Source organism: Lysinibacillus sp. RC46, from assembly GCF_041262385.1.
GTDB lineage: Bacteria > Bacillota > Bacilli > Bacillales_A > Planococcaceae > Lysinibacillus.
In genome coordinates, this window is record NZ_JBGCCF010000009.1 from 140,816 (window position 1) to 162,351 (window position 21,536).

Here is a 21,536-nt window from a genome sequence, read left to right on the forward strand (position 1 = left end):
CCAATATTGTGGATTGCTTCTTCTTTTAATTATTCATCATCACTAATTAACATTATTGTTAGTGATAAGATTTTAGCGAACTGTGCACGTGACAGATTACCTTTTGGATTAAATTGACCGTTAGCTCCATCAATCACACCTAATTGCTTTAATAATCCGATTGATTCAACAGTTTCCTTACGCATTTGGTTTTTGTCTGCAAATGGGTTATTTTTGCTAACCTTGCTTACATCAAATTCCATTGCTTCTAAGTATCTTGCTGTTACAAATGCCATTTCCTCACGTGTAACAGGTTTATACGGCTCAAAATTAGCACCATCAAAAATATCGATTAGGCCATATTCCTCTAAAATCGCTACTTCTTTCGCGCCCGGGTATTTTGCCAAATCTTTATATGTAGCAGGACCTTCATAATCTTCCTTCACATCTAATCCTGAAGCACGGAAAATCATAGTAGCTAATTGTCCGCGTGTTACTTGTCCATTTGGATTAAATGTTGTAGCAGATGTACCATTAATAATGTCTAATTGGAACAATAATTGGATATGTCCCTCTGCCCAATGCCCAATAGTATCCGTGAAGTAACCACCTGGTTTTAAGTCAAAATCCTCTTCTTGAATTGATCCAATAAAATCATTCAAATCTTCATCAGCTAAAGCTTGCCATTTCCCTTCAGCATAAACTTCCGCCTTAAATGCATTTCCAGATGGAGTAAATCTCATTTGAATAGAGTCACCGAAAACCTCTTTAAATTCTTTTTGTTCTTGTGCACTCATTTCAGTAGTTTTCAATAGTCCTTGTAACGAAATCTTTAATATCATATTATTTTTCGTCGTTACTAATGTCATCTCTTTATCTTCATAGGCTAATTTAGAGATTACTAGTGTTTTATAAAGATCTTGGTATGTCATCGATTGCGTTTGTTTAGTCGCTGCAACAGCATGTTTTGGGTGGATAATGCTAGAAACATCTACAGTTTCTTGAGCATTTGCTTGTAATCCAAAACCTCCTGTAAAACATGCAATACTAAGCGCGCCAGCTAAAAACGTCTTTTTCATTATACTTGCCCCTTTCAATTCATAAATTCAGTGTACTAAAACAACCGTTAGTAAATCTATAAAAATATGTAAATTATTCAAAATTATAAGAAAGTCCTATATCCCCTAACGTAAAAAATTACTAAATCTCCACAGAATCTCAGGGGGTATATTACTTAATTTCTACAATGTATCATGTACTTTTTCCAATAAATCAAACGTAATGTACAATTATTCTTCGTTTAGAATAAACACCATATCATAAATATGCTTTATGTCTCTTTTTATTTATCTAGGAAAATTAGTATACCTATTTATTCTTTAGTAGGTATAAAGTAGATAACCAACACCCAATCATGCGAAATAATCAAGGGATTTTCTTTGCGTGGAAAAAAATTCAATGCTAAGTATAGTTCTATTTTATTCTATATATTAAAATATTTGATAAATAGAAGATTTCGATCTTAAGAAAGGAGAGTTTTAGTACTTGGTAAATATATTACAACTTATAACTCTAATCAGTATCATTATAGCGATTGTCTTTCTTATTCTTGCAGTATTCAATTTCATAAAGTTGGATCGAATTAAAGCACTAAAAATGCTGAAATTAACCGCGATTCCCATTATCATTATCATTTTTTGTACGTTGGCCCATTTGGATATTTCACCTAAATCTTAAGCAAATAAATCAGATGTGGCTATTACATATAAGGAAAAACCCGCAGCTAAAGTAGACTCAACAGAAGATGCAACTTGGCAGGATAAAGTTGAAAAGGTTGCTTCTTTTAATAGCACTCCTTCTAAGAAGCTCGATACAGTTGATGCCTTCGCTAAAAAATATCCGGCAACAAAGGCTTAAATCAAAGAATTCGAGGATTACATTATAGCCGAATATAAGAACAAAAAATATTTAGCAAATGTACAAAATGATGAATATATGCTAGGAAATATATTTAAGGCATATGTAGTGAATAGATACAATGGAGAAGAAGAAACACCTATTAACGATATTGTCTCTGGGTTTTATCAAAATTCTAATTATACTTTTAAGGGACTCGAATCCACTAATAGTAATGCAATAAAATATAATGAACGCCAAATGGACAAAGCATTAGCAGCTCTTGAACATTAAATGTCACTCTCTCGGGTGACGTTTTTTTTATTTTCGGTGGAATTCATTCAGCGTAGATTCTTTATATCATTATAATAATCGAGGCTTTTATTTGATTTTTCAATATCGAAAGAAGTAGTATGGAGTTGTAATAAGGGATGCACACCCTATCCAAACAATTATATTAATGTAACAATTTCAAGGGAGGAATTTAGGATGGATTATCAAAATATTACGGTTGCAGGCAGCGGTGTTCTAGGTAGTCAAATTGCTTATCAATCAGCTTTTAAAGGATTTAATGTAACGGTATACGATATTAATGATGAGGCATTAACAAATGCACAAGATCGTATCACAAAATTAAAACCGTTATACCAACAAGATTTAGGTGCGACTCAAGAAGAAGTGGATGCTGCATATGCACGTTTATCATTTAAAAGTGATTTATCAGAAGCGGTTGCAAATGCTGATCTTGTGATTGAGGCGATTCCTGAAGTTGTTAAAATTAAAACAGAATTTTACACAAACCTTGGCAACGTTGCCCCTGCTAAAACAATCTTTGCGACAAACTCATCAACGTTATTACCAAGCCAATTTGCAGAAGCAACTGGTCGTCCAGAGAAGTTTATAGCGCTTCACTTTGCAAATACGATTTGGAAAAACAACACAGCCGAAATTATGAAACACCCAGGCACTGATATGAAAGTGTTCGATGAAGTCGTAGAATTTGCACGTGCAATCGGTATGGTTCCACTGCCATTATATAAAGAACAACCAGGTTACATTTTGAATTCTTTACTAGTTCCATTTTTAGATGCTGCTGAATCACTATTAGTAAAAGAAGTAGCAGACCCAGAAACAATCGATAAAACATGGATGATCGGAACAGGAGCACCACTAGGTCCATTCGCCATCCTTGACATTGTCGGTATTAACACTGCATTCAACATTGTAGAAGCAAAAGCCGCTGCTACTGGTGAAGAAAACTTTAAAAAATTAGCCAATCTCTTAAAAACAGAGTATATCGATAAAGGCAAACTAGGTCGCGCAACAGGCGAAGGCTTCTATAAATATCCAAACCCAAACTTCGCAAAGCCTGATTTCCTAAAAGGCTAGGATAATTAATCAATAAAACGATGTACATAGTGTCTACGCTATGTGCATCGTTTTTTTGAGGTGTCTGCAATTTGAAGTGATTGGGTTGGCCAGGAATGTGATCGGGTAGCTACTCAATTTGCTCGGGTAGGCTGCGAATTTGATCAGGTGGCTACTTAATCTGCTCGGGTTGGCCGTGAATGTGATCAGGTGGTACCCCAATCTGATCAGCTAAGCCACGAATGTGATCGGGTGGTACCCCAATCTGATCAGGTAAGCCACGAATGTGATCGGGTGGTACCTCAATGTGATCGGGTAGCTACTCAATCTGCTCGGGTAGGCTGCGAATTTGATCAGGTGGCTACTTAATCTGCTCGGGTTGGCCGTGAATGTGATCAGGTGGTACCCCAATCTGATCAGGTAAGCCACGAATGTGATTGGGTGGTACCTCAATCTGATTGGATAAGCCACGAATGTGATCAGGTTATACCTCACCCTGCTCGGGTATGACGTGAAAGAGATCTGCCACTAACTCGAGACAATCGGATTTACCAAGAACTATTTACTCAAACTGATCAGATTTGCCAAGAACTTAATTAGGTTTCCAACCCGAGCCACCTTGGATATAGTTCACGAGAAAAAATCCCAAAAGCTAGGCGCATCTTGAAACTTTACTGTTGCAAGCTTTTCTATAATTTTCAATTTAATTTCTTGCTCCAAGTCTTCCCTTTCTTGATAATCTGTATTGTGCAAACAATGTTTAATTTTAGGTATGAAATTCTCTATAATCGTTAGAGTCTCTTCGTTATGTTGATTTTCAAAATTTGCCATAAGTCATTCCTCCTTTTTTCTGAGTGTATTATTGAGTTTATTTAAAGCCTTCCTGTGAAGGTTTGATATATTCTGTGGAGTTGTTCGTAATGTTTGAGCTATTTCTTTTATAGAAAGTTCTTTTACATAAATCATCTCTAAAATTTGGAGCTGTCTAACCGTTAGTTTTTGTAAGGATTTTAAAAGCTGTTCATCTTCAATATTGTCTAATAGCCCTTCCCCAACAATAGTATCAAGTTCCTTTTCAATGCTTGCATCTTCTACTTGCTCTTTTGCAGTCGTGCCACCTTCTTCTGATAAGCCCTTATCTAATATTAATAAAGTATGCTTTTGCAGATTTTTCCTTTTTTTATCAAAATCTAAGCTAAAGAAATAAATTAAATTACTAACGTATTTGATCTTCCTAACATTTATATAATGAGATTGAAAAGATTCATCAACGAGTTTTTTATTAATATCAGTTGGATATAAGATCGCTTTTTGCACCAAATAAAGATTTTTGGAATCCGACAAAAAGCTTTTTATAATTGGATTGTTTACCTGTTCATTATTCCTATAGAAGAATTCCTCTATTTTTTGATTATCTTTCTCCATTTAATAATCCCTCCTATATATCCGCCCTCTTTCTATATAAAGTGAATGTAGTATCTATATTATAAACCAAAATAAGAACAAATGTTCTTAGAAGAGAATAAAAAAATCACCTTTTATACAAAAAAGGTGATTTAATCCAACTTCTTCAACTATCTAAAATAGCTTTTATTTTCTCTGGCTGATAACCTTTAATTTCCTCCGCTTTATTATCAGTGACTACTAAAGTTAATGGGATAGCGCTACTATTAAATTGCTTAAACTCCTTTAATACGTGCTCTTCATTAATATCCTTATTAATATAAGTAATATTATTTGCTTCTAACCATTCCTTTAACCTGACACAATATTGACATTCCTCGCTTGAATATACCGTTATATCATATTTCATCTTAAAGACCTCCTTTTTTTCTAAAAGAGAACTAAAACATTAAAAACGAAACCATGCACAAAATAATATTTTTCAACTGGAAGGTTGTCTTTATTAAAGAAAGATTCTCTTTACATATTACAATTAAAATTTTGGTGATATAGCCAAGCGGTAAGGGTCTGTCTAGCAGATGTCACGGATTTTGAATAAGAGGGAGGGTGATTTACATTATGACACCAGAAAATGTTCCCATGTGGATTAGCTTAATAGGAAATTTTGGATTTCCTATTGCCATAACAGTCTATCTGTTCATTCGCTTTGAAAGGAAAATAGATAAATTAGAGGCTGTCATCATGGAGTTATCTGAAGTTATAAAATCTCTTAATTACAAAAAAGGAGGGTGATCCATATAGAAATTGAAAAATTATTGGCTTGTTACTGTAAATCGAGAGAAATTCAATCATTTTATACAAATTGCTTAACTAATGATAGTCTTTCTCCAAAAGAACGCGATTTACTAATAAATCTTATTAAAAACGCCAATACTTCTTCTAATTTATTGCGTGAATATTGTCAGCATACTAATGAAATATGATCTTTTTACAAGTAAACCCACCAAATAATTTAGGTTATAGACAACCTAATTTTATTTGGTGGGTTTTAATTTTTAACGGAATATTCCATTGCCAATTTTCTTACATCTTTCATCCAATTAATGTATGATTGTATGAACAGGAGGGGAATTTTATGATAGCCTACAAGAGAATAGCTATACTATATCTTCTTATAATAATCCTTAGTATATTTATTGCTACACAGATGAACAGCATATTAAATGGATTGTTGGTTCTTGCTTTTTTGTATTTGTTGTTTATTGGCCTTCCTTATTTATTACAAAAAAAGGTGAAGTTTTTCGAGATGTTTTGGAATTGGTTAACAAAAGGTGAGCGAATAGGTCCTAAAAATTAATTTTTTCCAAAACAAAATAAAGAAACACTCTAACTGTTCTACCGTGTAGGCCCAAGCGGCTCATCGAACGCCTCAGAAAAGCGCCCAGTCGGAACTGAAATCAACCACACGTTATTGTGATAAGCCTTATTTTTCTTAGAAAGCAAAAATTACATCTTGTATATTATGGTAAAATGCGATAGAATTCATTAACTGTATTTGGTGTTGAACAAAACGGTTCTAATTATACTGACTTTTTCTTGTATGGAAGTGAAGTAAATATATATCCTAATATCTAATGTTGAACTGGGGCGCTTGTTCAATAAAATACAAATTTTTTATTGTAGTAAATAAATTCAGAATAGTACAAAAAAAGGGCGGAGCACCTTCTAACTTTGGCTCATCTATCCAGGTTCTAATTAATTCCATGACATTTAACTTCTATCAGCAAGTATTTTTTGTACTTAAAGCGAAGCGTCAGCGGGTGTTCAAACATCTGCCGAAATTTAAATGAAGGGTGGGAGGGTCTAAATTGGGAATTGGATTAGTTGCTTTGGGATTAGTATTGGTACTAGGAGTAGCTTTTATGATAGGTCTTGGTAAATCGAATAAAAAGAAATATATACTTTGGGGAATAACTATGATGTTAGTAATTGCTCCTTTATTCTCAGGGGTTGTTTCTATTCTGTATGGGAGATATGAAGGTGAGGGGTTTGCGGCGGTCGCACTAATGATGGTCATGTTTCCACTTCTATTTTTAACTGGACTTGTGCTTCTTCTTTTAGGAATTTTTAAAAAAGGGAAAGCTAAATCTATTAAGCCAACGGATGCGTAACAGCTTTTATTGCTTTTCATATGAATTTCATTTGTAAGCGTCAAATAGCGCCCACCTGTTACTCAGGGGGCGCTATACATTTAAACAGTGATTATGTAGAGTTGACCGGAACCTCTATGGCAGCGCCTTTTGTTGCTGGTGCCGCTGCACTTATTATAAAGATGATAAATCGTACTGAGCCACATTTGATTCCTATGTATGTGTATGATTACTTATTGTCGCATGCTCTTCCATTGGAAAACTTCTCAATCAATCAAGTTGGAAATGGTTTTATTCAATTGAAATAAGCAACTACTTAAGGAATGTAATCAAGGCCATGACGTTTAAATTCTTTAGCAGATTTTTATTCCAAGCATACTATACATCAATAAAAGGATCGATTGGAGGCAATTATGACTAGCAACAATAAAATTGCATCGACCAATATAGTGCTGTCAATTTTACTTGTTCTAGGTATTACCTATAATTATTTTTACAATCAATCACCCATTCAAATGGAACGCTTTGGTCATTTAGGGTTTTGGTTAGCTTTCCCTTTATCAATAATCAATATAGTCCTGAGTTTGAAGCTACTGAAAAATAAAACGGGCAAGCGCTAGCAGCTATATACGACACAAAACCCCTAGAAAAGATTCTAGGGGTTTACTTGATAATGGTATCTTAAATTGACTTTTTAAAAGCTCCATTAAACGGACACATCAATAGAACCGCTGGATGTACTGATATGACTTTGATTATTTTGACTTGCTGCTTTAAATGAGCGCCAAGCTTCTGTATAAATCGAATTAAATTCACTTTCACGGAGATGTTCTTCTCGTGTACCAATCGCATGCCAACCATTATGGGGCGAATAGGTAGAAGTAATATTCCCCCTCGCATCCTTCACCTCTAAATAGCTCACATTTCCACGCTGCATGAATGGTAATTGCCTTAACATTTGTGCTATCGAGCCTTTACGATCAGGTGATGCTACAGATACAAAACTCTTCTTTAATGTCCTATAAGAAGAATTTTTATGCCCACCAAATTTGTCATTTTCAAAATCTTTTTTAGCTTGTGCAATAATTGCTTCCTTATATTTTTCTTCACTCATCGCTGGAGCTGATTTTGTCGGCATCGCATTTATTCCTGAAAAACTTGGCATTGAAATAGGTGTTAATTTACTTTCAACACCTAACAATTTTAATGCATCACTACTTATAGTTGGAAATCGCATTTGTACCTCCTATATTTGAGAGAACATTATAATTAGTTACATTATTATTTACTCATAGTTATAGTAAACAGTTAATTTTGGAGAGGAATATTTCTTCCATGAACTACCTGCTAAAATACTTACATTTGTCCCATTATAATAAATAGACCATGTACCGGCAGCTGGTTGTCCTATAACTCCAGTAGTTATTTCAGTTTTATTAAGCGAACCCCAAGGGGCAGAAGTATAATTGTCCATAGAATCATTTTTGATATGCACTCTATTAGAAACAATTGCTCCGTTACCTCCATATGTGAGACCACTATTGGCATCAACTACCACTTTAGTAACTACAGCATCAGATGGTAATCCAGAAAAATTAAATGTAGCTACACTAGAATCTCCACTTGTTTGTTGAGCAAGAGTTAGACTCATTGTATCCCTAGAAGTAACCGTTTTTGAAGATGATGCAGCAAGTGTTGTAGATGTTGTGAACGAAAACATCATTACTACTACAAGCAGAAAACTAAAGAATTTCGTAAATTTCATTTCAATGATCCTCCTTCGTAAAGATAATTAGGTATTATTACCAAAAATAAACCTAACATTGTTATTGTTAGTATTTTTTTACAATAACACCTCTATTATCATATCGGATAGGCAACCAAAATTTTTAGTTTAAATTATAGAACACTCGCTATGCTTATGAAATAGATGTTCTACTAATGTTACATAAACATGCTACTACCCCCTTTGCCCCTAAAACTTTTCTTGGAGAAAACCCATAAAACCTTATACACTCACATACAAAACGAGTTTACGCATCATTAGAATTAGGCAGTAACGACAAAGGGCAAACCCTTGTCATTACTGCCTTTTTGGTTGAATCACTAGTTATTATGTATACAGTATTTTATACATTGTTGGTTTCATAGTGTTTTTCGACTGGTTCACCAACAAATAAGTAGCTATATATTTGTAAAGGTCGTAGGAATCTCCGACCAAGTCAGTTTCATGTACTTTCACCACAAAACTCCCTAAAATGGAAATGACAGCATAAAGGAGATTCTAAATTATGAAATCTAACACTATGGCGCATCATTTTCATACATTACAGAAGCAGCGAATACACTACCTACCTTGTATTCAATCACTCTCGCTGGAACAACTCTGGCATCGTGAGAAAGAAGAAAAATGGTCTATCGGTGAACATTTCTATCACCTTTATCTCATCCTAAAAATGCTAAAAACAGCAACAAAATTTTCCTTACTACTCACCCCTTACGCAAAAATGCGAAGAAACAAGCCTTACGCTACTGAAATACATGATATTTACGAGGAATATAAAAACAAAAAAGGACGAGGCATGAGAGCACCAGGAATATTAGTGCCTCCTACAAAAATTCGTTTTACCTTGAGCACCGCTGAAATCGAACAATTACTAGTAAACGAAACGAGCGCAATGCAAGAATTAGTAAAAAATATTGAGGAGGATATTGCCGGGCATATTATCTTTCCAGATCCCATTGCCCACTATCCTAACCTTATTCAATCTATCCAGCTCCTTGCCATCCACGAAAAACATCATTTTAGAATAATGGAGGGGCAATATAATCGATTGAGTGCATCTAGCGAAGTTTTAATTTAAAACAAAAAAATAAGTAGATTTTATTTATGAAAAGAGGTTTGAAATATGAAGATTCTAGGAAATGTTATTGATGATCAAGGAAGATGTAAGCACTATTTTAATAAGGTAGATACAATTTCACTTAAATTTAAATGTTGTGGAGAATATTATCCTTGCTATAAATGTCATGAGGAAAATTCAAATCATAAGATTCAGCCGTGGAAGAAAGAAGACTTTGATGAAAAGGCAATATTTTGTGGCGTATGTAAAAGTGAATTAACGATTCGTGAATATATGAATAGCACAAACTGTAAGCATTGTAATACACTTTTTAACCCAAATTGCAGTAAGCATTTTCATATATACTTTGAGACGGATAATAATAATTCTACATGTACTTTCTAAATAGAAAAGCCTTTGAAGGGATAATGCCTTCAAAGGTTTCCTCTTAGGATCTATGCGTAATGATTATTTATCATACTTTTGAAGAAATGCTTTTACTTTCTCCTTGGCAAATTGCGTGCTCAAACTACCTGGATTTGCATCAAAGCCATGATCGACCTTTGGAAGAAGATAAAGCTCATGCGCTACACCGCTTTTAGTCAGTTTCTCGTCTAAAACGTTCGCCTGCTCTACAGGAACAATACGATCCCCCGTTCCTAAAAACGTAATAGTTGGTGGCGTATTTTCCTGAATATAGCATATAGGGGAAAGCATCTTATAACGCTCAGGGTATTCAGATAGTGAACCTCCAATGTACTTATTCATAACATCTTGGACATAATGCATACTTGGATTGCTCTTGTAAAACAAAGTCATATCTGACGGCCCATACATGTTAATCACCGCCTTGATTGGTACATCCGGTACATCCGTTGATGGTGGTAAATGCTTATCTCCCATACTATATGTAGCAAGCATAGCTAGATTTCCCCCAGCAGACTCACCCATTAAAATGATTCTGTTCGGATCAATCTTATACGTATCTGCATGTTGCACGATCCAACCTAACGCCGATTTAACATCCCCTACTTCATCTTTCCAACCTGCTTCAGGAGGCATACGGTATTGGACATCAAAAACAGTGTACCCTTGATCATTCATCCACTGATTCCAGTCTTGAACTTGGCCTTTATCTCCACTTACCCAACCACCCCCATGCACTTGAACAATGACAGGTGTTAAAACATCCTCTGATTTTTTCTTTGCTGGCCACACATCGAGCTTTAATTCAATGCCGTCCGTAGTTTTCCCATACACCACATCTACACTAGGCTTTGTTGAGATATTTTGTTTATAGAAAAAAAGTGAGCTAAGAGAAACCGATACATTCTCGCTTTTGGCATAGCTTTTCATATTACTAATTGGCTGCACAGTTAAAAAAATTAATAACAACAAAATAGGAATTAGAACAGTAAGAGCAATTAAGGTTTTCTTCCAAAAAGAAAGAGCTAGTAAAACTATTATTATTAATGCTGTAATTACTAGAATAATCGGAAATATAGAAGCCCCCCATGCAAGTAGACTCATTATTTTATCCATATTACTTGGATTTAAAATATAGTATGCCACTATAATGATAATGAAACATACTATCACAGAGAGGATTGTGAGTAGCCACTGAAGAAAACCTCTAGGTCGCCAATTTAAATTTGCTTTTGTCTGATCCATCTTTTAAAAATCCCCCATACTACACCATATTTTTATAATGCCTTAAAACATAAGATTTCTAGTAAATATTTCAAAATCCATACTTTAATATAAATGATATGCCACATTGAAAACTTTAGGAATAACAATCTCCATTGTTCAAAGACTCCGTTGTGGTTACCTGGAATCTGCATGTTTAAAGCACCTTATTCTGTATGTAACATGCGCGAATCCCAGAGTTGTAGCTGATTGTCCTCAAATTTCAGAATTTGTAGAAAAATATACAAAAAATGATTTCGAAACTTTATAGCTGATGGTTTTGTAATAACATAAGCAAAAAAGAAAAGCAGGAGTGCCGTGATGAAAACAAAAAGAATCTTAGGAAAACCCTCTGTTTAATTGGAAGTAAAGCATCATTATTCTAGTTTGAACATCACTTTAAAACATTAAGGAATGAATTAAGACTAGTTATCTGAATTATCAATTTTCTATAATAAAATAGCAAAAGTTGATTATAAAACTTTATTGCAAATGGTATGGTATTCACATCACAAAAAAGAAAAGAGGAGAATTTATATGAAAATCAAAAAATTCCGAAAACTATTAATGTTTAAGGTGTTTAAGTTCGTCTAAAAAAATCATTGAATCTAAGGAGTTAGAAAATGAAGATAATAAAAGTAATACTCTTTTTTATCATACTTGTAATATCTCTTGTGATTTCAGAACGTGGAATCATATATTATTTGATGTCAACTCCAAAACCGGGACCGGTAAATCCATATCCGTTATCTGAAGTGACACCATTTGTGCCCCATGGTATCGCAGCGTTTATTGTCCTAGTAGCGCTTTGGATTACAAATAAAATAATGCATGTTTTCTCGCTCATAAAAACTAAATTAGTAAAAAATCCTTCTTAGCCTTGAATTTTGCCTTCAAGGCTATTTCTCTTATAGTGGCAATTTGTTCGTCTCATACTTACACGGGATGTGTTTTACACTGCTACGCTATCTCATTTTTCCACATGCATTTAATTTTCAAAATACTTTATTGCTTAACTGTCTTCAATTTCGGAAAACTCTTTTAGCCACTCTGTCATTCTACTCATAGCATAATCCTGTTCAAATTGGTACCAATGATTTTCGATGCTTAATTCATTAATTTTTTCTTTAAAAATTCGAAAAGGTTTTCTTCCGTTAAGTACATTGATTAAATGCATCGTAATCGGATCTGATTGCTTTTTAGCAAAACTGACCATGACATCATACATTTCAGATGATGAAACGTTTGGAATCATCACTAAATCCACAGCCACTTCCTCATCATCCCAATCAATCTCAGGCTCACCAGTAATAAATTCTGGCGCATCCAAAAGAACTTCACCCGTTCGACGATTTAACACATACGATATGTCATTATCATTTCCATTTAAAAATATATCCACAAGTTCATCTAGTAGTTTCAATTTCCTCACCTCATATTAGTGCTACACGGACAGGGATAGAATGCTTAAGCTCAGTCGAAAACTGCATAAAAAAGAGCCGAAAAGATTCGATTCGGCATTTATTCAAACATTCCTATACTGAGCTCCCTACAAAACGATTCTATCGTGTCACGCTCTTCTTTTGGCAATGCTTCGTACTCAACCAGATATTGTGCTGAAAAGTCTTCTAGCTCCTTATAACCGACTTCTCTTGTCAGGACGATTCCATTGACCTCATTAGCCAATTCGTTTGCCGCCACAATATCCGTAAACGCAAAGGCCTGTTCTTCGTCATCCGTAAATGTAAGAAGGTCAATTTCTCCCTGGTAATAGCGATTATCTACTTGCACTACATAATATCTAATTGAATCCATTATACACCTCCCCAATTCATGATTTTCATTATTACCTTTTAACTAAAAATCCATCCCTCATCAATTCGTACGGGCCTTACCTTCAATAAACTGATGAATGCCCATGTAACAACGTAGTTATAAAAACCCTGACTTTTCTAAAGTAGCATTCGTAAAAACTTTTCAAAATTCACGCCTGCTTCGCGCGGAATTTGCTCCTTCGACGTAGCTTCAATTGAAGCGGCTAAAAACGTCTCCGCAAGCTTCATCGACTCAACTAAATCCTGCCCGCGCATCATGCCACCCATAATGACGGATGCAAACAAATCACCTGTCCCTGAATAGCTCTCGCCGTTATATTCTCGGATGCTAGAAAATGAACGATGTGCATCGATATACATATTGCCTACATAGCGCTTATTCGCATCTGCTGGCGGCGGATTCAAACCGGTAATAATAACGTTCGCTCTAGTTTCCTGCTGCAGCTGATGGCCCGCTTCCTCTAACGCCTGCAGATAATCTGAATCATTTTGATAGCTTTGTAGCTTCTCGTATGACAAACCCGTAAGCAAACAGCATTCTGTAATATTAGGCGTAATAATGTCAGCACACTTCACTAGCGCTTTCATACGATCAAGCAACTCGCCTGTATACATTTTATACACCTCGCCCAAATCGCCCATTACCGGATCGACAAGCAGCTTCGTTTTACTTGAGTGAAACACATTTAAAAATCGAAAAATGTTATCAATTTGCTCTTTCCCTGTCACAAAGCCTGTGTGTATGCCATCAAAGGTCGCACCAAGCTTGCTCCACTCATACACAAAATAATCCATCTTTGACGTTAAATCCTCACAATAAAAACTCGAATACCCTGTTTGCGCCGTTAAAATCGCAGTTGGTAGTGGCACCGCCTGAACACCCATCACTGACAGCACAGGCATCGCAGCCGTTAACGAGCACTTCCCAAAGGATGACATATCTTGAATTACAGCAACTTTTTTCATCATACTCTCCACCTAACTAATCCTGCATGTATTCTCTTCATCGTATCATAATTAGATAGATGCGAAAATGCACTCCCTTATAGAAAAACAAACTGACCTTTAATATTTTTATCAAATTGGCACTTTTATGATAGTCAGTCCTTTGCTAAAGTAAAAATTATTAAAAAATTCATCCTAGCGAGGACATGCAAATGCAAAATATACAAAGTCAACCCTATACAAAACCACGTACGAAAACATTTGATTTAGTCATTACTTCAATCCTTGCAGCACTTGTTTTCGTCGCGACAATGTTCATTAATATAAAGCTACCATTCGGGCAAGGTGGACTTATTCACTTAGGGACATCCATGCTTTTGATCGCGTCGATTTTATTTGGTCCTAAAAAGGGAGCACTTGCTGGAGCAATCGGAATGGGCTTATTCGATATCGTAGGTGGCTGGTTAATTTGGGCGCCAACCACAATAATCTCCCGCGCATTACAAGGCGCCATCGTTGGGAAAATCGCTTGGTCTAAAGGTCATAGAGGCGACAATATTGGGTTAAACATTTTCGCAGCAGCTGTTTCAATGCCTGTGATGATGGCAGTCTACTATATCGGGCAAGCGATTATGTTCAAAAGCTGGGTTGCCCCTTTAGCATCCATTCCAGGAGACGTAATCCAAAACGTTGTCGGTTTAATTATCGCTATTCCTGTATGTATCGTGATGAAAAAAACACCGTATTTTAAAAAGAATTTTTAACTTCTTTCAAAAGAAGTTAAAGCCTCTGGCGGATGTCACGGAATCGGAAAGGAGTTCTTAAAGGATGTTAGCCTAAAATCATCGCATCCATGCGATAACGGCTAACTGACCTGCATCGGTAAAAACGCCACGTCCTGTGGCATTACCGAAATGACCGACATCGTGTCGGCCCTCACGCAGGCCTTAGCACAAAGCCGATTCCGGACGCAATTATGCCGAGGCATAATTGATTACTACAAAATAAACACGCCATCTTGTTGTTTTGCTGACAGCATAGATGACGTGTTTTTTGGTTGGCGTTTCGTTTAAAATTTCAAGTCGCAATAATGGAGGATTTTTTCCATACTATATCTTTAGGGCGAAAATGCCACGAGTAAAATTGAATTAACCTAAGGAGTGGTTAGGAATGAACGGAGATGCTATCGTTTGGATCGTTCTATTACTATCTATTGTAGTTTGTGATTATTTAGCAGCCTATTTATACAAAAATAAGAAGATCCCTATATGGGCTTCTGCAATTGGCATGGCGGTTTTAATCCCAGTAATAGTCGGAAGCTTTGTGTATTTAGGGGTCAGTTATGCTAAAGCCTTTGAACCAGATAACACAAGAGAAGGGATTGCTTTTGCAGGAGGATTTATAGCGGTGATCATTGCATTAAATGCAATAATTATGTTCGTTATAGGAGTTATTTTAAATATTTATACATTCGTTAAAAAGCATTAAAACAATCATGTGTTATAAAGCATAACTGCTTGTACTTGGCGTTTTCAATATAGAATGCTCAAAATCTAAAGCTAAATTAAAGGGAATTGTTAGCTCACTTTCACAAAAGTATTTCGAAATGACTTTTCAACCTTTTCTGAATGAATAAATTTGATTTTCAATAATGAAGGTTTTTTTTCATACTATATGGTGGAGGTGAAAAAATGCCAAGAGTAAAATATATAAATTCTGACGTTGACTTAGTGGCAAGGATGATGAGAGCAGAAGCTGTAGGTGAAGGAAATCAAGGAATGCTATATGTTGGCAATGTCATTGTGAATCGTGTTATAGCAGAGTGTCCAGACTTTAAAGATTTAAGAACCATTAATGATGTCATTTATCAGGTACAGGGAGGAAATTATTCTTTTGAAGCTGTTCAAAAAGGTAATATGTTTTACCAAAGAGCGCGACCTAATGAAAAAAGATTAGCAAAATTGACTCTGGATTATTGGCGAGATCATCCAGCGAAATACGCACTTTGGTATTTCAATCCATACGCACCATGTCCTCCAACATGGTACGGTCAACCTTTTACTGGTCAATTTAAAAATCATTGCTTCTATGAACCAGCACCTGATACATGTGAAAGTGTTTATCAAGGATAGGTAGCTATTTTCCTTTTTTGTTACAGTTTTTCTGTTGAGCCTTTTACAGTCTCAAAATATTAAAGTCTATAAATAAAAAAAAGACATTCTACCCAAGTAGTTTGTCTTTTTTGTATCAATATTTTTTTGTAGATATTATTTAAAAATCTACCACGCCATTCTTGTGCTTTAGTTCAAATATTGTTTGTGATTTAATTTTATTTGTATTTTTCAGGTATGCGTTCTCCATTTCTAAACGCTCAATTTTTGCTTGTAATGTTTCAAGAGAGCCTTCAGCTTCTCTTACATTTTTGGATTGCTTCTTATTGGTTTCTTTTTTCTTGGGAGAACGTCCCCTTTTCTTTGGCTCTAGAGCTGTTAGTCCTTGTGTTTTTAATAGCTTTGTCCACTGATATATTGTACTCGGAGAAGATATATTAAATTTACTTGCTGTTTCTAGAAAAGAAGCACCTGTTTCGTTCATAAAGTTTAGTACGTCTAGTTTAAACTGAACAGGATACGTTGTATAACTTTTTTCAAAACCTTTAATCCCTTGAGCCTTAAATAATTTTACCCATGTGATAATTTGATTTTGATTTGAACCAATACTTTCTGCAATCTCTTTATAAGTCTCTGTTCCATTTAAATAACGATTCACTGCGTTTAATTTTATTTCAACTGTAAATTTAGACATATAAACACCCCATTAATGTTAGTTAAGACACATATTTACGGGTCATATCAAAATAAGAAATTTTCTTTCTTATTGCATTCTCTTTTTATTTCTCGTCATTTCCCATTTTTTAATGGCCAACACGGAACCAAAGAAAAATACCGTGGCAACCAATATACCTACCGGAAGACTAGTCACAATGTCTGCAGGTAATACAAAAGTAAGCAGAGGGAAAGCATACACAGCTGGTAAACGGATGCCAACGATATGCAACAAAATAAACATTAGCAACATAGCTAAAATCGTAATGAGTATCCAAGAATTAATATTCAAATACAAAAGCGTTCCTACAGTTGTTGATATGTACAGTAGCAATACTTGCTTAAACGCCATTTTGCTACTGTACATTGGTTTTTGAAGCACTTCATACACGGCGACAAGGATGACCGCAAGCTGCTCATAACCAACAATCGTGACTGAATCAATCCAAACCAAATTGAGGAATATAAAAACCAACATATACTTATACTGAATTGGCACTTTCTTTACCAATCCCTTATTTAATCCAAATAGGAGAACACCACGCATTAAGAGGAGCGTGAAAATGAAAACCGCTATAATAATTCGACCTCTCCATAGCTTAGTTGCAAAGAATTTTGCAACCTTGGAGACGATTGCTAACTATAAATCTAATATTCTTACAGCAGAACTAGTGCCTATTCTAGATGCACCAGCATCAACCATTAATTTTATATCATCGATGTTACGTACTCCGCCCGATGCTTTGACCCCAACATTTGGTCCAACTGCTTTTCTCATGATCGCAACATCTTCAACAGTTGCTCCGTGCAGAGAACAACCTGTGGAAGTTTTAAGATAGTCCGCACCCGCTTTTACAGATATTTCGCAAGCACGTACTTTTTCTTCATCCGTTAATAGACATGCCTCTATAATAACTTTTACTAGGGCCTTTCCTTTTGCAGCGTTTACAACTCTACTAATTTCTTTTTCAACTAGCATATTGTTTTTATTTTTTAATGCCCCGATATTAATCACTACATCTATTTCCGTAGCCCCGTTACCAATTGCATTTAGAGTCTCAAATACTTTCGTCTCAGTAGTGCTCGCACCTAAAGGAAATCCTATAACTGTGCAAATATTAACATCTGTTTCACGTAAAAGATCTGCAGATAAGCTTACCCAAGCAGGATTCACGCATACAGACGCAAAGTAAAATTGTTTTGCCTCTTGGCATAAATTAATTATTTCTTTTTCGGTAGTACAAGGTGAAAGTAATGTGTGGTCTATTAATTTTGGATAGTCCATAAATATATCAACTCCATCTTCAAGATATGTTTAGTGAAATTAGGTGATCTGCGTTTTTTTTACCTCAAGAGCTTTTTATGATAGACCAAGAGGATTTTCATTTAATGCTACTTTTTTCAAGCCTAATCCATTTGTTTTCATTTCTAAAACCATTATGTGAAAAGATAATTGTGAATTGTGAATCATTCCACATATTTAATTTATAAACCATTTATTTTAGCCTATATGGATGTTAAATTACCCATGTCTCTTATAATAAAGGGTTTATCATTTTTTTGACCATCCAGTACATTTGTTTTTTACCCATCCATTTATAATTAAAAAAAGAGACAAAACTGGTCAAATCCTAAAAAAAAGCGAGAAATCAATTTTAGAAACATTGATTTCTCGCGCTTTTCTGATGTGAAATTTTCATAGTGTTAAAAAATAAAATGGTTAAGGTTCGCACCAAAATTATCTGTTGCTGTCACTTCTTTAGCACTACGTAAATCAATCCCTCGTTTTGCCAGAGGGTCATACTTAACTGACACCTAAATTTCATTAGTTTTTCAATAAAAAGAATCAAAATAGTTTAAAGTTTAAAGCGAATGAAGTGCTTCTGCAAACCTTTTGATTCCTTCTTCAATTGATTTTTCATCTTCCCTTGAGAAAGTAAAACGCACAAAATTCTTTTTAGACCCAATTGTAGAACCGGGGACATAAATTACTCCTCTTTTAATGGATGTCTCAAGTAATTGGACTTCATTAAAGTCTTTTAATATTTTACACCAGATATGAATCCCCCCTTGAGGAACAAAAAATTCCACCTCATCCTTTAAATAATGAGTAAGACTTTTAACAATTTGATTTCTTCTTTTTTCTAATTCCACAACTAATTTATTCATATGAGATTGGAAATTTTCTGATTCTAAAAAATCATTAGCAATCCATTGTGTAAAGCTTGAATGACCAAAGTCTATTTGCTGTTTTGCATCGGATAATCTTTCTATTACTGATTTGGGCCCTATAATCCAGCCAATTCTTAGTCCTGAGGCAACAATTTTGGACAATGAGCTAATGTATAAAACATTTCCGTTAACATCCATTGATTTAAGTGTAGGGATTTTTCTCCCTGTAAAAGCTGTTAAACTATATGGATCGTCTTCTACTACTGGGATTCCTAGTTCGGAGGATATGTCTAAAATATCTCGTCTTTTCTTTTCATTCATGACAGAACCTGTAGGGTTTTGAAAATCAGGATTTAAAAAAATCATTCTAATTCGATGTTTTTTATATAATGAGCGTAAATCTTCTGGTTTTATGCCATCCTTGTCCACAGATAAATAATGTATTTGAATGCCTGCTGTTTTGAAAATTTGAAGATTATAACTGTATGAAGGCTCTTCTAGCGCAACTGCATCTCCTGGTTTTAACAAACACTGCACGATTAAATGTATGGCTTGTTGTGCACCAGATGTAATGAGAATGGAAGCGGGATCGGTTTCTATTTGACGATACTGTCTCATATGTTTCGTTATTGTTTCTCTAAATATCTCATTCCCTTGTGGATGATCATATCCTAAGCTCCCAATAAAAGAACGGGTAAAAGTAATCTCCCTTAAATAATCCAACGGGAAAAGATCCTCTGACAATTCTCCACTAGCTAAATTGATTAGTTTATGTTCAACCGCTTCTTTTCTTATTCTCTGCGTTACAGGTTGATTAGGTAAAAAAGGCCCCGCTTCAATATATCTATTCCAACTAGGAATGCGTTTATTTGTAATTCCCCAGATGTCTTTACTGATTGTTGTACCGCTTCCTCTATTTCTTTCAATCAGTCCATTGGATTCCAACTCATCATATGCACTTACAACAGTGCTTCTGTTTATATTAAATTCTTTAGCTAAAAACCTTTCAGACGGTAAGGATTTATCAGCCGGAAATGTGCCATCTGCTATCCCTTTTTCAATATATTCGGCAAGTTGTTTATATATAGCTTTCTTTGATTCTCGATCTGGTTTCCAATCCATAAAAACTCTCTCCTTAAAATTCCTAATTGTTCCTATCCCAAAAAATGGGGGTTCAATAGAATTATCCTGTATTCTCTTTTATCAAACTGCAATAACTTCCTCTAATCTTTTCGATTAAAAAGAATTATTTTAAATAAATCACACTCATAATAAACCACCCATTTAACCTTTAATTTAACCATCCACTTTGTTTATCAAACCACTTCTTGCATTTTAAAAGCTTGATATAATCCCTTTTTTCACAAAAAAATTATATCAAAATATTTTTTTCATTTGAGAACGTTTTGTGATAGATTTCATATTTTCTTGCCTTTCGATTTTTATGCAACTAATATGAAACTCGAATTGTGAATCAAATTCCGCACAAACCCTTATTAGCCTTTAAAACATACAAGAATAATTGAAAGGGGTTTGTCTATGAAAAAGATGTGGATCAGTTTCATTAGCTTTTTCACTATTGCCACTATATTAACAGGGTGTGAACCGTTGTTAGTATTGGATCCAAAAGGGCCTCAGGGTCAAGTACAAGCTAAAGATATAATGCTATCGATTTGGATTATGTCCGTTATCCTTATCGTTGTGTATGTCATCTTAGCTTATATGTTATTTAGATTTCGCGCGTCTAAACAAAGCGCAAACTATAAACCTCCCTACATTAAAGGAAGTACACTAGTTGAAATAATTTGTGTTGGTATACCTGTATTGATCGTTATATTCCTATCAATTGTTTCAGTTCAAAGTAACAATAAGGTTGAATCAACACCTGCAGAATATAAGGACAAAGAACCTCTTGTCATTTATGCTGCAACATCTAACTGGAAATGGCACTTTAGCTATCCAGCAGAAAACATTGAAACAGTTAACTATCTGTATATTCCTGTTGACCGTCCAATTGAGTTTAAACTCTACTCTTACGGACCTATTACAAGTTTCTGGATTCCGCAGCTTGGGGGGCAAAAATATGCAATGTCAGATATGGTGAATACATTGCATTTAGGTGCTAACACACCAGGTGAATATATGGGACGAAACGCAAGTTTTAGTGGTAAAGGATTTGCTGAAAATACTTTTAGAGTCGAAGCAGTACATCAGGAAGAATTTGATAGCTGGGTAAAGGACATTAAAAATACTTCTCCAGAAATAACGGAAGAAAAATTTGATAATTTACTAAAGCCAGGTCATGTGGATGAAGCTTCGTTTAATGGGACTCACTTAACATTTTATCCGGCACCAGACAGTGAACATGGTGAACATTAACACAGGTTTCTAATTCATTAGAATAGTGTTCATTCAAACACCACTAATTCT

26 protein-coding genes and 1 pseudogene are annotated in these 21,536 nt (G+C 34.9%); 13 read left to right on the top strand and 14 right to left on the bottom strand.

Annotated elements, in window-relative coordinates; all coding sequences use genetic code 11:
* Positions 1-29 precede the first annotated feature (29 nt).
* Positions 30-1,058: an S-layer homology domain-containing protein gene (locus ABH966_RS10715; protein WP_370078196.1), complete on the bottom strand. Its 1,029-nt coding sequence runs from the start codon at positions 1,056-1,058 to the stop codon at positions 30-32.
* Positions 1,059-1,731: 673 nt separating this feature from the next.
* Here ABH966_RS10715 and ABH966_RS10720 point away from each other — a divergent pair.
* Together ABH966_RS10720 and ABH966_RS10725 are read left to right on the top strand one after the other, a co-directional pair.
* Positions 1,732-1,896, top strand: a complete 165-nt coding sequence (locus ABH966_RS10720; RefSeq protein WP_370078198.1) for a hypothetical protein — start codon at positions 1,732-1,734, stop codon at positions 1,894-1,896.
* A gap of 468 nt (positions 1,897-2,364) precedes the next feature.
* Positions 2,365-3,264 (top strand): 3-hydroxyacyl-CoA dehydrogenase, encoded by a 900-nt coding sequence (locus ABH966_RS10725; protein ID WP_370078200.1) that lies wholly within the window; start codon positions 2,365-2,367, stop codon positions 3,262-3,264.
* A 609-nt stretch (positions 3,265-3,873) separates the two neighbouring features.
* Here ABH966_RS10725 and ABH966_RS10730 read toward each other — a convergent pair.
* The 3 genes from ABH966_RS10730 to ABH966_RS10740 all read right to left on the bottom strand — a co-directional run bounded on the left by ABH966_RS10730 (position 3,874) and on the right by ABH966_RS10740 (position 5,056).
* Positions 3,874-4,074 carry a hypothetical protein gene (locus tag ABH966_RS10730; protein WP_370078202.1) on the bottom strand — a complete coding sequence of 67 codons (201 nt, stop codon included), beginning with the start codon at positions 4,072-4,074 and terminating at the stop codon, positions 3,874-3,876.
* A gap of 3 nt (positions 4,075-4,077) precedes the next feature.
* The gene (locus ABH966_RS10735) at positions 4,078-4,668 is read right to left on the bottom strand and encodes a sigma-70 family RNA polymerase sigma factor (protein ID WP_370078204.1); all 591 of its coding nucleotides are present in this window, start codon (positions 4,666-4,668) and stop codon (positions 4,078-4,080) included.
* 145 nt (positions 4,669-4,813) lie between these two features.
* Positions 4,814-5,056, bottom strand: coding sequence for a glutaredoxin family protein (locus ABH966_RS10740; protein ID WP_370078206.1), 243 nt, complete (start codon positions 5,054-5,056; stop codon positions 4,814-4,816).
* Between the two features lie 209 nt (positions 5,057-5,265).
* Between ABH966_RS10740 and ABH966_RS10745 the strand changes: the two genes are divergently transcribed.
* The 4 genes from ABH966_RS10745 (at position 5,266) to ABH966_RS10760 (ending at position 7,417) form a co-directional block, all read left to right on the top strand.
* The gene (locus tag ABH966_RS10745; protein ID WP_083227054.1) at positions 5,266-5,439 is read left to right on the top strand and encodes a YvrJ family protein; all 174 of its coding nucleotides are present in this window, start codon (positions 5,266-5,268) and stop codon (positions 5,437-5,439) included.
* A 1,076-nt stretch (positions 5,440-6,515) separates the two neighbouring features.
* A complete protein-coding gene (locus tag ABH966_RS10750) occupies positions 6,516-6,818 on the top strand; it encodes a hypothetical protein (RefSeq protein WP_370078208.1) in 303 nt (100 codons plus the stop codon).
* Positions 6,819-6,838: 20 nt separating this feature from the next.
* Positions 6,839-7,105, top strand: a complete 267-nt coding sequence (locus tag ABH966_RS10755) for a S8 family serine peptidase (protein ID WP_370078210.1) — start codon at positions 6,839-6,841, stop codon at positions 7,103-7,105.
* Positions 7,106-7,210: 105 nt separating this feature from the next.
* Positions 7,211-7,417 carry a hypothetical protein gene (locus ABH966_RS10760; protein ID WP_370078212.1) on the top strand — a complete coding sequence of 69 codons (207 nt, stop codon included), beginning with the start codon at positions 7,211-7,213 and terminating at the stop codon, positions 7,415-7,417.
* A gap of 86 nt (positions 7,418-7,503) precedes the next feature.
* Here ABH966_RS10760 and ABH966_RS10765 read toward each other — a convergent pair whose 3' ends face one another.
* Entirely contained in the window at positions 7,504-8,034 is a 531-nt protein-coding gene (locus ABH966_RS10765) for a hypothetical protein (protein ID WP_370078214.1), read from the bottom strand.
* 48 nt (positions 8,035-8,082) lie between these two features.
* A complete protein-coding gene (locus tag ABH966_RS10770; protein ID WP_370078216.1) occupies positions 8,083-8,562 on the bottom strand; it encodes a hypothetical protein in 480 nt (159 codons plus the stop codon).
* 526 nt (positions 8,563-9,088) lie between these two features.
* On the opposite strand from ABH966_RS10770, the gene ABH966_RS10775 reads away from it, so the two are divergent.
* Both ABH966_RS10775 and ABH966_RS10780 read left to right on the top strand, forming a co-directional pair.
* On the top strand, positions 9,089-9,661 hold the full coding sequence (locus tag ABH966_RS10775) for a DinB family protein (protein ID WP_370078218.1): 573 nt from the start codon (positions 9,089-9,091) through the stop codon (positions 9,659-9,661).
* Positions 9,662-9,706: 45 nt separating this feature from the next.
* Complete coding sequence (locus tag ABH966_RS10780; RefSeq protein WP_370078220.1) at positions 9,707-10,045, top strand: CHY zinc finger protein; 339 nt, start codon at positions 9,707-9,709, stop codon at positions 10,043-10,045.
* Between the two features lie 63 nt (positions 10,046-10,108).
* Here ABH966_RS10780 and ABH966_RS10785 read toward each other — a convergent pair whose 3' ends face one another.
* On the bottom strand, positions 10,109-11,311 hold the full coding sequence (locus ABH966_RS10785; RefSeq protein WP_370078222.1) for an alpha/beta hydrolase fold domain-containing protein: 1,203 nt from the start codon (positions 11,309-11,311) through the stop codon (positions 10,109-10,111).
* A gap of 641 nt (positions 11,312-11,952) precedes the next feature.
* On the opposite strand from ABH966_RS10785, the gene ABH966_RS10790 reads away from it, so the two are divergent.
* Positions 11,953-12,207 carry a hypothetical protein gene (locus ABH966_RS10790; protein WP_370078224.1) on the top strand — a complete coding sequence of 85 codons (255 nt, stop codon included), beginning with the start codon at positions 11,953-11,955 and terminating at the stop codon, positions 12,205-12,207.
* 134 nt (positions 12,208-12,341) lie between these two features.
* Here the strand turns inward: ABH966_RS10790 and ABH966_RS10795 are convergent, their stop codons facing one another.
* The 3 genes from ABH966_RS10795 to ABH966_RS10805 all read right to left on the bottom strand — a co-directional run bounded on the left by ABH966_RS10795 (position 12,342) and on the right by ABH966_RS10805 (position 14,130).
* Positions 12,342-12,752, bottom strand: a complete 411-nt coding sequence (locus ABH966_RS10795; RefSeq protein WP_370078226.1) for a UPF0158 family protein — start codon at positions 12,750-12,752, stop codon at positions 12,342-12,344.
* A 98-nt stretch (positions 12,753-12,850) separates the two neighbouring features.
* Positions 12,851-13,144 (bottom strand): hypothetical protein, encoded by a 294-nt coding sequence (locus tag ABH966_RS10800; protein WP_370078228.1) that lies wholly within the window; start codon positions 13,142-13,144, stop codon positions 12,851-12,853.
* A gap of 137 nt (positions 13,145-13,281) precedes the next feature.
* Positions 13,282-14,130, bottom strand: coding sequence for a pyridoxamine kinase (locus ABH966_RS10805; RefSeq protein ID WP_370078282.1), 849 nt, complete (start codon positions 14,128-14,130; stop codon positions 13,282-13,284).
* 191 nt (positions 14,131-14,321) lie between these two features.
* On the opposite strand from ABH966_RS10805, the gene ABH966_RS10810 reads away from it, so the two are divergent.
* From ABH966_RS10810 to ABH966_RS10820, 3 genes are all read left to right on the top strand, one after another.
* Positions 14,322-14,873, top strand: coding sequence for an ECF transporter S component (locus ABH966_RS10810; protein WP_370078230.1), 552 nt, complete (start codon positions 14,322-14,324; stop codon positions 14,871-14,873).
* 406 nt (positions 14,874-15,279) lie between these two features.
* The gene (locus ABH966_RS10815; protein WP_370078232.1) at positions 15,280-15,597 is read left to right on the top strand and encodes a hypothetical protein; all 318 of its coding nucleotides are present in this window, start codon (positions 15,280-15,282) and stop codon (positions 15,595-15,597) included.
* Between the two features lie 203 nt (positions 15,598-15,800).
* On the top strand, positions 15,801-16,241 hold the full coding sequence (locus ABH966_RS10820) for a cell wall hydrolase (protein ID WP_370042418.1): 441 nt from the start codon (positions 15,801-15,803) through the stop codon (positions 16,239-16,241).
* A 139-nt stretch (positions 16,242-16,380) separates the two neighbouring features.
* Here ABH966_RS10820 and ABH966_RS10825 read toward each other — a convergent pair whose 3' ends face one another.
* From ABH966_RS10825 to pdxR, 4 genes and pseudogenes are all read right to left on the bottom strand, one after another.
* A complete protein-coding gene (locus ABH966_RS10825; RefSeq protein WP_370078234.1) occupies positions 16,381-16,914 on the bottom strand; it encodes a helix-turn-helix domain-containing protein in 534 nt (177 codons plus the stop codon).
* Positions 16,915-16,983: 69 nt separating this feature from the next.
* Positions 16,984-17,514 (bottom strand): annotated as a pseudogene (locus tag ABH966_RS10830) (hypothetical protein); the annotation flags it as partial.
* 60 nt (positions 17,515-17,574) lie between these two features.
* Positions 17,575-18,219 carry a deoxyribose-phosphate aldolase gene (gene deoC / locus ABH966_RS10835; protein WP_370078236.1) on the bottom strand — a complete coding sequence of 215 codons (645 nt, stop codon included), beginning with the start codon at positions 18,217-18,219 and terminating at the stop codon, positions 17,575-17,577.
* 578 nt (positions 18,220-18,797) lie between these two features.
* Positions 18,798-20,228, bottom strand: a complete 1,431-nt coding sequence (gene pdxR / locus ABH966_RS10840) for a MocR-like pyridoxine biosynthesis transcription factor PdxR (RefSeq protein WP_370042423.1) — start codon at positions 20,226-20,228, stop codon at positions 18,798-18,800.
* A 417-nt stretch (positions 20,229-20,645) separates the two neighbouring features.
* On the opposite strand from pdxR, the gene qoxA reads away from it, so the two are divergent.
* Complete coding sequence (gene qoxA / locus ABH966_RS10845) at positions 20,646-21,485, top strand: cytochrome aa3 quinol oxidase subunit II (RefSeq protein WP_370042425.1); 840 nt, start codon at positions 20,646-20,648, stop codon at positions 21,483-21,485.
* Positions 21,486-21,536 lie beyond the last annotated feature (51 nt).

What these genes read in the sequence shown, in the direction of transcription:
- ABH966_RS10715 (WP_370078196.1), bottom strand. Translation starts at nt 1,058, where the DNA reads ATGAAAAAGACGTTTTTAGCTGGCGCGCTTAGTATTGCATGTTTTACA.
- ABH966_RS10725 (WP_370078200.1), top strand. Translation starts at nt 2,365, where the DNA reads ATGGATTATCAAAATATTACGGTTGCAGGCAGCGGTGTTCTAGGTAGT.
- ABH966_RS10730 (WP_370078202.1), bottom strand. Translation starts at nt 4,074, where the DNA reads ATGGCAAATTTTGAAAATCAACATAACGAAGAGACTCTAACGATTATA.
- ABH966_RS10735 (WP_370078204.1), bottom strand. Translation starts at nt 4,668, where the DNA reads ATGGAGAAAGATAATCAAAAAATAGAGGAATTCTTCTATAGGAATAAT.
- ABH966_RS10740 (WP_370078206.1), bottom strand. Translation starts at nt 5,056, where the DNA reads ATGAAATATGATATAACGGTATATTCAAGCGAGGAATGTCAATATTGT.
- ABH966_RS10745 (WP_083227054.1), top strand. Translation starts at nt 5,266, where the DNA reads ATGACACCAGAAAATGTTCCCATGTGGATTAGCTTAATAGGAAATTTT.
- ABH966_RS10755 (WP_370078210.1), top strand. Translation starts at nt 6,839, where the DNA reads ATGAATTTCATTTGTAAGCGTCAAATAGCGCCCACCTGTTACTCAGGG.
- ABH966_RS10760 (WP_370078212.1), top strand. Translation starts at nt 7,211, where the DNA reads ATGACTAGCAACAATAAAATTGCATCGACCAATATAGTGCTGTCAATT.
- ABH966_RS10765 (WP_370078214.1), bottom strand. Translation starts at nt 8,034, where the DNA reads ATGCGATTTCCAACTATAAGTAGTGATGCATTAAAATTGTTAGGTGTT.
- ABH966_RS10770 (WP_370078216.1), bottom strand. Translation starts at nt 8,562, where the DNA reads ATGAAATTTACGAAATTCTTTAGTTTTCTGCTTGTAGTAGTAATGATG.
- ABH966_RS10775 (WP_370078218.1), top strand. Translation starts at nt 9,089, where the DNA reads ATGAAATCTAACACTATGGCGCATCATTTTCATACATTACAGAAGCAG.
- ABH966_RS10780 (WP_370078220.1), top strand. Translation starts at nt 9,707, where the DNA reads ATGAAGATTCTAGGAAATGTTATTGATGATCAAGGAAGATGTAAGCAC.
- ABH966_RS10785 (WP_370078222.1), bottom strand. Translation starts at nt 11,311, where the DNA reads ATGGATCAGACAAAAGCAAATTTAAATTGGCGACCTAGAGGTTTTCTT.
- ABH966_RS10790 (WP_370078224.1), top strand. Translation starts at nt 11,953, where the DNA reads ATGAAGATAATAAAAGTAATACTCTTTTTTATCATACTTGTAATATCT.
- ABH966_RS10800 (WP_370078228.1), bottom strand. Translation starts at nt 13,144, where the DNA reads ATGGATTCAATTAGATATTATGTAGTGCAAGTAGATAATCGCTATTAC.
- ABH966_RS10805 (WP_370078282.1), bottom strand. Translation starts at nt 14,130, where the DNA reads ATGAAAAAAGTTGCTGTAATTCAAGATATGTCATCCTTTGGGAAGTGC.
- ABH966_RS10810 (WP_370078230.1), top strand. Translation starts at nt 14,322, where the DNA reads ATGCAAAATATACAAAGTCAACCCTATACAAAACCACGTACGAAAACA.
- ABH966_RS10815 (WP_370078232.1), top strand. Translation starts at nt 15,280, where the DNA reads ATGAACGGAGATGCTATCGTTTGGATCGTTCTATTACTATCTATTGTA.
- ABH966_RS10820 (WP_370042418.1), top strand. Translation starts at nt 15,801, where the DNA reads ATGCCAAGAGTAAAATATATAAATTCTGACGTTGACTTAGTGGCAAGG.
- ABH966_RS10825 (WP_370078234.1), bottom strand. Translation starts at nt 16,914, where the DNA reads ATGTCTAAATTTACAGTTGAAATAAAATTAAACGCAGTGAATCGTTAT.
- deoC (WP_370078236.1), bottom strand. Translation starts at nt 18,219, where the DNA reads ATGGACTATCCAAAATTAATAGACCACACATTACTTTCACCTTGTACT.
- pdxR (WP_370042423.1), bottom strand. Translation starts at nt 20,228, where the DNA reads ATGGATTGGAAACCAGATCGAGAATCAAAGAAAGCTATATATAAACAA.
- qoxA (WP_370042425.1), top strand. Translation starts at nt 20,646, where the DNA reads ATGAAAAAGATGTGGATCAGTTTCATTAGCTTTTTCACTATTGCCACT.